Here is a 12398-nt window from a genome sequence, read left to right on the forward strand (position 1 = left end):
ATTAAATCTTGGCCCTCTGCAGGAAAAGTAGCCGCCGTCCACTCACCCGCTGCCCGGGTCCGTCACATCCACGGTAATCGTCACATCCTGATTCGTCATCCAATCGGGATCATAGGATGTCTCGATCGAAGGCCCCGTTTTGTCGTATAGCACCTTCGAGCCGTCCGTCGTCGCAGTCGCCGTCAGCCGGAATCCATCGATCGTATAGATCTCTACCAATAGCGGAATATCCCCTTCGGCTTCCGTACCGTCCAGGAGAAGCGTCGCTTTCCTATGCGTATTGTCAAGCTTCTCCACGGTTCCGATTCTGCCCGCGATCGTCGCGACGACGCGGTCGACCGGCCCGTCTATCGCGAGATCCACGGTGATCGTATCGGATGGCTTCGCGATACTCACCGACAACGTATCATTCGACTTGATCGTTGATCCGGTCACGGATGGCACGACAATCCCTGTATCGTAGGATTTGAAAGTCTCGCTATGACTATGAAAACTGAAGCCGTCGGTAGAGCCTGCCAACGTTCCCCATATGGCGTACGCCGGAATGCTGGATCCGCTCAATACATGCTCACCGTCCAAGCTGTAAAGATAGACTTGGCCTCCGATAAAAGGATCATCAGGAACCCCGATGACCTTATATTTGTAAATCGTAGCCCATTTCGCATTCACCGGAATATCAAGCGGGTTCGCCACCTCGCTTATGGTCGTCCCGTCGCTATACCGGTAGAAAGCTTCTCTGCTGTACCGCCCCCACCCTCCGTCGTAGATCGAGCTAGCCGTCACCCACTTGGCAGAAGTGGGCACCGTATCGCTTTCTTTTACGGTCGTTCCGTCGCTGTACACATATTTTGCTACATTGCCGTTGTAAGTTGCGTTACTCGTGAATAAATAAGTATTCAATACTTGCGCTTTAACCGTATTCGTGCTGGCTTCGGCTTGTGCCTGAGGCAGCACGATGATGGATCCTAGCAATATGGCCAATGATAAAAAACAAACTCCTAATCGATTCCACTGTTTACGAACCATATTCCACCGCTCCCTATTCATAATTAAACAGATTAAATTTTACTCTGTCCCTATTGTACCTACCCGATATGTCTCTAGACTGAAAAGAAAGCGCTTCCTGTAAGGTATTGTATAAAATGATCAATTTAATAGACAGAAAACGCGCAAAAAGGCTTCTCCTGAACCGGAAAAGCCTTACATCTTGCACAATATGATCTAAAGTTCAGAATAAGGAAGTTGGATTCGCCGAAAGGAGCGAAAAATCCAACTTGGATCGGTCGGCATGATCGAGCAGTTCGATCGCGAGCTCATGATATTCCCCCGCATCCGCTTCTCTGTTCATGAGCAGCAGCAGTGCGATCATCTTGGAGTGAAGCCTTAGGTCAAGCGGCAGCAGCTGCGCCCATTTCTGCATCGGACCTAGGGCGATTTCATAGCGTTGCTGCCTCGCATAGGCATCTACCATAGCCTCCAGAAGCTCCGCATAACTGAACTCAAGCTCGGTTTGGCGCGGCGCAGCCCATCCGTACCCGCTGCCGGCCAAATATCCGTCTCCGTATAATTGAACGGCTCGCAACACATGCATCAGGGATGAAGTACGTTTATAGAGTTCATATTCCCGTTCGTACTCGGCTACATCGTCGAATGCAGCAGACCAGTGCACACGATAACTGCCGCCCGCCGTCTTCGACAGCTCTACGATTTCTTGAAGACCAAAAACTTCAAGATCTTTGCGCAGCTGATACACTGTCGAATGCAGAGTGACCTGCGTCCGCTCCACATCGCGACCATACCAGATGTCATCGAGAATTTGCGCCTTGCCGACAGATTTCCCTCTATGGTGGTGTAGGTAGGCCAACAGTTCCCTTCCTTTCGAATTGCGGAAGCGGATTTGTTCACCCTTATCCGTCGTTACGGCGAAAGGTCCGAAGCTGCGAACGGCTACACCCCGTTCGGGAATTGCAACGTCAACATTCAGGCGGTTGCTCCGCTTCATGAATCGACTGATCATTCTTTCCAAATCTTCCTTCATGATCGGCTTGAGCAAATAGTCAAGCGCCTCTACGTCAAAGGCATCCCGAGCATATTCCTCATGGGCCGTCAGGAAAGCGAAATGGATTTCCGGCCGGAATGCGCGCAGACGTCTCGCTAATTCCAACCCGTGAAAACCTGGCATTTCCATATCCAGCAGCACCAGATCGATCTGCTCTGGCGTCGTTAATACGTGCTCCAGAAAAGTTTTCGCTTTTTCGAACAACCCGCTCACGTGTATACCATCGAGCGTTTCCAACATCTTTCCTACTCTATTAAGCGCTGGGAGCTCATCGTCTACCGCGATTACATGGATCATACTCGTCTCTCCTCATCAGCACTGACGGCAAGCGGAATACGTAAAATAACTTTCGTTCCAATTCCGAGACCACTTTCGATCTCGACTCCCTGACCGTACAATTGAAGCATTCGTTGATGAATGTTTCTTAACCCGACCCCGCCTTCCCCCTCGCGTTCCGTCGAGAGGATTGCTTGAGCCGTTACGGGCATTCCCGCTCCATCGTCTTCGACGGAAATCACGATGTTCTCTATGTCGACACGAACCGATACCGTCACAGTCCCGCCATCTTCTGTTTTCGTAACGCCATGCCTCACGGCATTTTCCACCAATGGCTGCAGCGTCAGCGGCGGGATTAGGCATTCCGCGGCTTCATCAACTTCATAACGGATACGAAGCCGATTTCCGAATCTTGCTCGCTCAATCTGAACATAAGCCTCGACCAGATCTAACTCTTTCCTCAAGGGAACCAGTTTCTCTTTGTTCTTAAAATCGAAGCTGCCCCGCAAATAACGACTCAGATACAATAGTAAATCATGTGCGGTTTGCGGTTCCTCCAGCGACAGAGAGATGATCGTATTGAGCGCGTTGTAGAGAAAATGAGGCTTAATCTGTGCCTGAAGGAATGCCAGTTCGGATCGAACCGCTTCCTCTACAGATCGCTTCATTTCCAGCAAAGTATGCGCCCGCGCCCGCAACTCGTAAGGCTGAAACGGCTTGGTCAGGTAATCGTTAGCTCCGACCTGGAAACCGTAGATCAGATCGTCCGGCTCGTTTTTCACCGTTGTCAACAACACGGGAAGTTCGGACAGCGCATATTTCCGACGAATCTCTCGGCAAGTCTCATAACCGGACATTCCAGGCATCATGACGTCCAGAATGACTAGCCTAATCTTGCTTCCGCCGCTATCCAACAAATCCAGTGCTTCCTTGCCGCTTGTCGCTGTAAGAACCTCATAAGGCTCGTCCGCCAATACGGCCATAAGCACCCGCAGATTCACCGTATCGTCATCAACGATCAGAATCGCTTGTTCTCGCTTACCGCCGCCTCGATCAGGTGCTATGGAAGCCGCAATCTCAAGCCATCCCGCAGGAAGACGGTCCGCCACGAAACCTTCAGCTATCGGCTTAACATCTTCGGCTTCCTTTCTGGTTCCGTCGCTTACGGGAATCGTGAAGGAGAAAACGGAGCCCTTGCCAACTTCCGAAGCTACTGCGATCCGGCCCCCATGCAGCTCAACCAACCGACGTACGATACCGAGTCCAAGCCCAGCGCCGCCATATTCCCTGGCAACGGACGTCCCCACTTGCTCGAACGATTGGAAGATGACGTCGAGCTTATCTTTCGGGATGCCGATTCCGGTATCCGCGACGGCAATATGCAGCATGCTTCCCTCAGCCCATGCCGTTACGGTGACCTCGCCTTCCGGCGTAAATTTAATGGCATTCCCTATGAGATTATACGCTATCTGAAGCAGCCGGCTTTCGTCGGCTAACGCGTATGGAAGTGAATCGGGCCATTCTAGCCGAAGCGTTACCGGCTTCTCCCCGATGTAATAACGGAATACTTCCTGCTGCGCCGACACGGCCGCTCGGACATCGACAGGCTTCAATTGCAATTGGATACCGCTGTTCTTCAAACGGGACAAATCGAGAATATCGTTAATGAGGTTGGACATTCGGCGGGCTACCGAGACGACGACGTCCAACTGCTCCCGTTGGCTTTCATTCAACGAACCCGACTTACCCTCGCTCAGCGCTTGGGAGAGATTCATGATTCCGTGCAGCGGCGTCTTCAGTTCATGCGAGGTGTTGGCAAGAAATTCGTCCTTCATTCGGTTCTGGGCGATCAGTTCCTCGGACATCGTACCGATGATGCGATAGGCATTGGTGAACCGTCTGGCGAGCTCCAACGCTTCAATGAATACAAGCCAAATGAACCCATAGGGGGCGAGCTGCATGTCGATCCAGATGATCCGGCCTTCGTTATACAAAATATCGTGGAAGGCAGCGGCTACGAATACGAGCCACCCGGACAGCTGAAGCAGCGCTCCGCTTCGTCCGCGCAACAATGCCAATGAAAATCCGTAAATAAAATAGGCAAAAATTAATAGCGATACCCACTGGAAATAATTGATATAGATTGTGTACGTTTCGGTTGGGAGCACGAGGACCGATGCAATGAAACCGAGCCCGATCCCTACGAGCGTCTTGACGATCTTGCCGTTAAATTCCTTCGGAAACAATTCCCGCACGAACGGCGCAGCCAACGTAACTCCGCCGTAATAAGTCAGATATTCGAGCAGGATAATGAGCCTAATGTCCGTCTGAGGAAATAGATCGGCAAGATAGATCCCGCCTACGACCCATATCCGGATTCCCCCCAATAAGCAGCATATGCCGAAATACAGCGTCGAGCGTTCAGCCCTTCGCAAAAGGTAGACCGCGATTTGATACAAGCCGAGCAGCGCGCATCCGCCGAATACCGTCATGTCGACGAGGGTATTGCGCTCTTTTATCTTCAGCATGCTCCGTTCCGTGCCAAACGTCAGACTAAACCAGAAGCCTCCTTTCGGATACAGCTCGTTGGCTATTTGCAGGTAGAGATCGAATCGTTGGCCCGGCGGTTCGAAAATAACGGTTTGCGGCAAATACGCCTCCTGAGTCGTTGAACGCCCCGTTCCGACGCGCCCCGTCTTCGCGATGACTTTTCCGTCGACGATAATGTTATACGCCGGTGCAATCGCGGGAATGTGCAACGCCAGTTTACCGGTTGATCCCTGCGTCAACACTGTCAGACGATAGGTTGCATAACCGCGTCCCGGCAAACCGTAGCGCGTCCATACGCCAGGTACTTTCGCGAACATGTCTGGTTGCGCCGCGTTCGCATTATGCAACTCCTTATCCGTCAACAATTGCCTCCAGTAGAAGGACCAGCTGCCGTTAAGCCGAACGGGCCCGTCTTTGTCCAAGCTCCAATCTCGCAAATCCAGCGTGCCGTCCTTTGCCCGAGGCACAGTTTTCCCGGGAGTTAATTCGACGAATGACAGAACCAATGCCGCGATTAGTGCAAGTAGAATGGCAAGCACCAATGTGAACCTGACACGCCGACTTAAAAACATATTCATCCTTAACCGTCCTTGAGTTCGCTATAAATATCTTTATAATAACATGGCACAAAATAAAAAGCCTGATTTCTCAAGCTTTTCGATAATGGTCTTATGTCAGCCCGTGGCAGCTTTGTTAACCATTACTGTAGATTTTCGAGATAACTTATCACATTACAGGTTTTTTGGAGTCCAGAAATGCAAACAGTTTATGATACATTTCGGGAGCGCCTTTTCCGAGCCAAATTAAATGACCCCATAAATCAAGCTCGCATAGCTGAGCGTTTGGAATATGCCGATGAGCAATGCGGGCATGCTCTACGGGTACGGTCGCATCATTAATGCTATGCATAATCAGTGTGGGGCATTGAATGGTGGACATAACGGAATTTAGATCTTCCCCCGTCTGTGCTAAATCGATAAGAAAACCATACCCGGATCGCTGACGATTCAACATTTTCTTGAACTGCCTTCGATCATCGTCGCTAATTTGCAACAATACCTGTTCACTTTGCAATTTACTGAAAGAAGGAATCATGCTCTTGAAAAGAAAGTTCGGAAAAAGCTTGTTCATGAGTCGCATCATGGCCCAGAGATATTTTTCGTTAGAAGGGCGGAACATGAGCTGCGCGGATTTGTATAACTTATCGTCGGGAGTCAACCATTTATCGGCCACGGCCGATTGCAGAGTAAGGCTTCTGACTCGCTGCGGATACCGCGATGCGAAATAGATGCCGCTAGGACCGCCGGCAGAAATTGCGATGATATGAACCTGGGGGATGCGCAAATTATCCAGCAGTTCTAAGTACGCTTCGCACGCGGTGATTACGTTTTCCCCTAACTCTTTGGACGTATTGCCATAACCTGGCCTAGACGGGGTGATGACACAATATCCGCGTTCCGTAAGTTCGCTGTAACCAAGCTCCTCATTGCAATTTGAATGTCCGCCATGCATGAGCAAGATCGGTTCTCCCTGTCCGATTATGGAATACTCCACGTTAAATCCGTCTTTGGTCTTGTAGTGGCGATTTATTTCTTTCATTTTATCCCCTCCATAAAAGTGAATTATTATTCATTATTAATGTTAAAAAAAAGCCTGCATCCCCGTGGTCAAAAAAATGCTTGCAGGCCTTGATACCAAAATGAGACGTACTGGCGAACCATATTGCTGCAATCCTCTTTATCCGGATGATGCCTGATAATCTCGAAGTATCCTTGCATAAAAGCAACGGAAACCGGCCATGCCGTCCGCTCGGCGAACACTTCGCGTCCCTGTTTGGCGTTGTACGCCTGCAGATGGTTAGCGACATTGTCTGCCATCATCCTATGCAGCTTCAGAACGGTGTCTTCATGCCTTGTGCCTTTACTGCTGTCGATTAGAATTAAGAGAGGAATGCGAATTTTCCCGATAATATCCGTCAGTGCATGAATGACAAGTTCGAAAATGTGCCCCTCCCCATTGCCCAGCGGCTGCTTAACGTGGTTTTTGATCACGCTCTCCAACTCATCGAATACCGGATTCACAACCGAGTCGAATAATGCTTCCTTCCCCGCGTAATACCGATACAGATTGCCAACGGATACTCCTACTTTTTCCGCAATCCGCTTGACTGAAGCTGAAACATACCCGTACTGCATAAATTCATCCTGTGCGGCTCGAAGAATCGCGTGTCGCAATTCTTCTTTTAAAACCTGAACCATAAATGAACCACCTTTCACTATTGGATTATATCGGAGTTACTCAGCGTTTACAAGTGTCTGAATCATAAACGACTCAGCAAAATTTTCTCATGATCAGCTCGACCGGACCTCTTTCCATCCACTTTATCCACACATAAGAAAAGATAATGGCGATAATGAAATAACCGCATCCATACGAGATCGCGAAAGAAAGGCTTCCATTTTCCAAATAACCTGCTATCTCAAGAAAACCCAATCCGATGATTACGTGCCCGATATAATGGGATAACGATAATTGTCCGGTATTAATCACCGCCCGCGTCAGGAGGGAATTCCCAAAATAATCCACCACATAAAAACTGATCGCTAAAATGGCCACTGCTAGGCATGTTCCGGAGAGAACATAAATCATTGTGGGTGGCATCGGTTTCGTCGTAAACAAATAATTGGCGGCTTCATTGTCCAGTACAGGAGAGGTCCATTTGATCAGGAAATAGGAAAACGACTCGAAAACGATGGTCCCTAACAACGAACAGAGCAGCACCTTCTTTCGTTTTCCCCGGTCCAGCCATTGTTTTCTGCCGATCCACATGCCGATTAGGAAAAAGCATACCCAAGGAAAGATGGGATGGAATCCGTTAAATATCAGATTTCGGCAAAACCCTGCTAGCGTCCAAAAGCCCGTATATTCATGAAAACCCGGGTCCCAACCTTCGCTATAATCAAACACGACCAAAAACATTTGCGAAACTAACAAAATTGCCGCGAACAGACCAAGTATCATCTTGTCGGATACTGTGATCAAAACAGAGGCTGCAAGCATAAACACCGCGTAATAATGCAAAATATCGGCACTCCAGCCCGCTAGAAGCAATAATATCCCGGATATGAACAGGAAAGCAGATCTCCTGTATAAGCTGTTCCGACTTTGACGAATGAGGTCCTTGTTTTTCGAATTCCTTGCTTTCGCGGTCATTAATGACACTCCGATGCCTGCCAGAATGACAAACAATGCGGAAGCTCTCCCCTCAAACAAACCCGCTATCGTTCTTAACCATGTCGCTCCGTCGTTTTCTGCTTGCATCGCAAGCTTATAGTTAACGATAATCATTCCGAAGATCGCCCAAGCTCTCGCATAATCCAGGGCAGTTATACGTTGAGTCGAATAACTCATTTCACGGCATCCTCCAATACAATGGCTTTAACCGCTTTAGTCCAAATGTCTTCATAACCATACTCAAACCCATAGCTCATGAAATTATCCATGCTGTCAATAATCATGGTCAGCATTTGCGCTTTGATAAGCGTATCTTTGTCAGCCATAGCCCCAATCGAAGCTCCGTGACGCAACAACTCGACAAAACCAACTGTAAAACCGTCCAAGCTATCAAGCAATTTCCGTGAATACTTTGGGTTCCGGTAGCCAAGTGCTTGGTACTGATTCATGATACGTGAATAATTGTCGTCTTCTTTCTGCTTGCTAATTATGCTAAGTCCATCAAAAATAAGTTTCTCTTCAAAATTATCCTTCGAATAGTCTTGGACATTGAAAAAACTTGCAAATCCAATATCTTTGCATATCTCTTCAAAAAGCACATCGATAATCGCTTCTTTTGACAAAAAATGATAATACAAAGCAGGCTTGGATATCCCCACCTCTTTGGCGATCATAGCCATACTCGTTTTTTCAAAACCGTGTTCAGCAAATAAGCGGTACCCCGTCTCCAAAATAACAGTATACGTCGAAGTCGTATTCATTTCTCCAAACATCTCCCTAATAATATTTACTTAACGGTCGGTAAGTAAATGATACTAATTACCGCCTCCTTTTGCAATAGTCGAGTTCTAAGTAAATTTTATTTCCTCCAAAAATAATTTTATGTTCATTATTAACCGTAAAAAAGCCTGCAAAGCAGATTAAGGAACTGCTTGCAGGCCATGCTCAAATGCAGTTCTATCGTCCATCAAGCGTTTAGTAAAGATAACAAGTCTTGCCTCATGCTCGCGTTTCTTCCTGCTATATTTACCCGTACATGTAATTAAGTTTAACCGGGGTTCATTTGCTGGTCCGAATATTTTATCGATTGGAGCCTCGGATGTTTTATAAACCCCGATCGAATCGACGATGAATGTAATCGCATATCCTTTTTCATTTTTAACGATTACTTTGTCGCCTTTCCCCAGTTTTCTCAATCGGAAGAAAACCGCAGGACCTTTATAATTATCTACATGTCCGTCCATTACCGCATTTCCTACCGATCCTGGCAACACTCCATTGGAGAGGTACCCCACTCTTTCCGTGCTTCGAGGGATGCCCATCTGACCATTGTTCGCCACGCCTACGGGCTCCACAGTCGCATGGAGATCGATCAATGGAATGTAAAGTCGCGCGGGGACGATCCCATCGGTTAATTGTATTTTCTTAGTCGATCTGGGCTCTATCGTCTTCGTTGTGGCCTTCTTTGGATAAGTCAGATTTGATTCCGACTTCTTATATTCAGACCCGCGATCGTTCCTGCTCTTGTTTGACTGGGAACAATTGGTACATATGACCAATAGGACAACCAGCAAAATATACAATACCCATTTTTTCATAACGATAAGAAAAGAGGGGCTGATTGATCCCCTCTTACGCTCCTTATTCCGTTTGTTCGCTTGCGCCGCCGAAGCCTGTTTTAGGCAATTTAGTTGCTTTTGCTTTCAAGCTTTTTGCATGAAGGCTTTTCGCATGAAGTTTATGGCCCTTCGATGATTTCATGTGCACCTTTTTATGCAACTTTTTCTCATGCGCTTTTTTCATGTGCAGCTTTTTCTCATGCACTTTTTTCATGTGCATTTTTTGTTCGTGTTTTTTCTCCGCTACCGGGGCTGCAAAAGCTGCAGAACTTGCGGAAAACAACAAACAAGCGGAAACGATTGCGACTGCCACTTTCTTCATTGTGTTGCCTCCTCAATTTTTTGTGCGGGATTTCCCCCTACTCATGTTGTCCTTTTGCTTTTTTAATAATGAGTGAAAGATTATCCCAATGTACCCATACAGAAAGATAACCGCATTTGGCATGAGGATTTCTCACAGACATCGAATGTACTGCATGGTTTTAAAAATGCTTGAGCATTCTATTTAAGAGGAGGTGAAAACAAATCGCTGAACGTCCCATTATTAAGAACAAAGCGCATCCTTCTACAAACAAGTCCGTTTCAGAAAAAATTTCTAAAACCGTTTCGAGTGTTAAAGGCATCGGTAAACAAAAAGTGAGGCAAGCGGTCAAACATTCCGAACCTGCATACAAAATACATGTGACGGCTGATAAAAAGCATCATACTCGTATTCAAAGCATTCACAAGCAGATGGTACCGTTAGACGGACATCCGGTTCAATTTACCGCCGAATCCGTTTCCCTTCATTTTTTAACATTTGAATTAAATCCTCTGTTTTTTGATTTCTATTTCCCGCATTAATGCGAAAACCATTGCGCATGAATCGAGTATTGATACCTTGATGAACGGTAAATGTAACTTGGATTCCTGCCTTGCGGGCAATCTTAAGGGTTGTTGGGCTGTAAGCGCCATAGGGGAAAGCAAGTGCGCTTCGTGAATTTCCTAGCTCTTCCTTGAGTCGTATTTCCGCTTTCGATAAGTCGTTATAAATACGCTTTTCGTACTCAAGCTTTGTTTCCATTCGGTTAAGCTGTTTAAGGAAAATTCGATGCGACAATAAGGGCCTCTGTCTTCGCTTTCCTTCACGATCCACAGATGCATATGCATGTGAAGCATAACTGTGATTATAGAAGCTCATGCCTGCCTTTTTCATTTCCCTCATCTGATTCCACGATAATTTGGCGCGACCAAAGTAATTCGGATCGTCAATTGATGAAACGACAATAAAATCCGTTGCAGTAACGCCATGTTTTCTAAGCAATGGGTATACGTTCGTGTAAAATGTTTCATAACCGTCATCAAATGTAAGTAAAACCGCGTTATCGGGCACCGGTTTTTCATACAGTAAAAAGTCCATATATTGGTCAATTGAAATGATTCGAAATCCGTTTTTTTTCATAAAAGATAAATGTTCATCGAGCAATTTTACCGTTAGGATTCGTTCGTGATTTGATCGAACTTCCACATTATGATACATCAATACGATCACTTTATCGTGATAATATACAGGTGTAGTTGAAAAGCGGATTGCATTATGGCGGGAATCTTTATTATTTAATTGATGCTGCTGCGGAAATGAGGTTTCCGGGTTGGCACTATGTTCGGAGTCGATATAACCGCACGAAGCAGAAGCACAAACGGCTGCAAAAAATAAGGCAGCGAATAGGAACAACCTCAATTTTTCTGTCAAAAAGAACACTTCCTGTTGCAGTATTAAGCATGAACTATGGATTCATGATTCGAATATCCTTCCACAAAAGCAGCTAAGATACTCATCGAAGCCCTAACAATTCAGGCGTATTGCGATGAATGATGTCTTCGATGATTTTATCTGGAATCCGAGGCATGTTCGTGCCCTCTGCTACCGCGTTTATATTACGGAGCGCATCGATGGTCTGCTGTAACGTAAAGAACGGGAAATCCGAGCCTAGCAATATTTTATGCGTAACGCCATACTCCATTGCTAGCACCATCGCGTTGTAAAATTGCCACGGACGGCTTCCCAGAGCGGACAGGTCCATGTACATATTGGCATTTTTCCTTACAACGGAGATGCATTCGCCGATCCAAGGATGACCCATATGCGCAATAATCATTTTCAGATCGGGAAACGCGCGTGCGATCGGATCAAGCATCTCCGGCCGCGAAGCGTCCAAGAATCCCTCTGGCACGAAAGATGTTCCCTGATGCCACAAAATCGGAACCTGCAATTCATCAGCCTTCGCGTACAACGAAAAATGCTCTTTGCTGTCAGGGTAGAAGTTCTGGTAAATCGGGCCGAGCTTCAGCCCGGACAAGCTTAAATCCTTGACTGCTTTCTCGAAAATGCTTACCGCGTTCGCTTTATTAGGATCGACGCTGGCGAAACCGTACAGTCGTCCACGGTGTTTGGACACATACTCAGCCACATACTCGTTCGGCACATTTATACCGGTGGCAGGGGCATCGAATGCAAGGACGATCGCACCGTCAACGTCCTTTACGTTTTCCCGATTTTGTTCGGGCGTGGCGATCATCTCCGTCGAGTCTCCCCAGGCCCGTTTGGCAGCGGCCAACGTGGCTCCGCCGAACATTCCTTCTCCGAATACGTGCGTATGGCAATCGAATATCATAAGCAG

At 47.1% G+C, this 12398-nt stretch carries 11 protein-coding genes; all 11 read right to left on the minus strand.

Annotation, left to right across the window (positions count from 1 at the left end; all coding sequences use genetic code 11):
* Positions 1–42 precede the first annotated feature (42 nt).
* Positions 43–1026, minus strand: a complete 984-nt coding sequence (locus K7P76_RS26200) for a hypothetical protein (RefSeq protein WP_232189027.1) — start codon at positions 1024–1026, stop codon at positions 43–45.
* Between the two features lie 202 nt (positions 1027–1228).
* The gene (locus K7P76_RS26205) at positions 1229–2356 is read right to left on the minus strand and encodes a response regulator (RefSeq protein ID WP_232189028.1); all 1128 of its coding nucleotides are present in this window, start codon (positions 2354–2356) and stop codon (positions 1229–1231) included.
* A complete protein-coding gene (locus K7P76_RS26210) occupies positions 2353–5463 on the minus strand; it encodes a hybrid sensor histidine kinase/response regulator (protein WP_232189029.1) in 3111 nt (1036 codons plus the stop codon). The genes K7P76_RS26205 and K7P76_RS26210 overlap by 4 nt, the downstream gene beginning before the upstream one ends.
* 148 nt (positions 5464–5611) lie before the next feature.
* Positions 5612–6484 carry an alpha/beta fold hydrolase gene (locus K7P76_RS26215; RefSeq protein ID WP_232189030.1) on the minus strand — a complete coding sequence of 291 codons (873 nt, stop codon included), beginning with the start codon at positions 6482–6484 and terminating at the stop codon, positions 5612–5614.
* Between the two features lie 68 nt (positions 6485–6552).
* Positions 6553–7143 (minus strand): TetR/AcrR family transcriptional regulator, encoded by a 591-nt coding sequence (locus tag K7P76_RS26220; RefSeq protein ID WP_232189031.1) that lies wholly within the window; start codon positions 7141–7143, stop codon positions 6553–6555.
* Between the two features lie 73 nt (positions 7144–7216).
* Complete coding sequence (locus tag K7P76_RS26225) at positions 7217–8296, minus strand: DUF418 domain-containing protein (RefSeq protein ID WP_232189032.1); 1080 nt, start codon at positions 8294–8296, stop codon at positions 7217–7219.
* Entirely contained in the window at positions 8293–8880 is a 588-nt protein-coding gene (locus K7P76_RS26230) for a TetR/AcrR family transcriptional regulator (RefSeq protein WP_232189033.1), read from the minus strand. Before K7P76_RS26230 ends, K7P76_RS26225 begins: the two co-directional genes overlap by 4 nt.
* 159 nt (positions 8881–9039) lie before the next feature.
* Positions 9040–9717, minus strand: a complete 678-nt coding sequence (locus K7P76_RS33285) for a class F sortase (RefSeq protein ID WP_255678800.1) — start codon at positions 9715–9717, stop codon at positions 9040–9042.
* Positions 9718–9760: 43 nt separating this feature from the next.
* The gene (locus tag K7P76_RS26240) at positions 9761–10060 is read right to left on the minus strand and encodes a hypothetical protein (protein WP_232189035.1); all 300 of its coding nucleotides are present in this window, start codon (positions 10058–10060) and stop codon (positions 9761–9763) included.
* Between the two features lie 441 nt (positions 10061–10501).
* Positions 10502–11470: a polysaccharide deacetylase family protein gene (locus K7P76_RS26245; protein WP_232189036.1), complete on the minus strand. Its 969-nt coding sequence runs from the start codon at positions 11468–11470 to the stop codon at positions 10502–10504.
* Between the two features lie 82 nt (positions 11471–11552).
* On the minus strand, positions 11553–12392 hold the full coding sequence (locus K7P76_RS26250; protein WP_232189037.1) for an amidohydrolase family protein: 840 nt from the start codon (positions 12390–12392) through the stop codon (positions 11553–11555).
* Positions 12393–12398 lie beyond the last annotated feature (6 nt).

This window comes from Cohnella silvisoli, assembly GCF_021190915.1.
GTDB lineage: Bacteria > Bacillota > Bacilli > Paenibacillales > Paenibacillaceae > Cohnella > Cohnella silvisoli.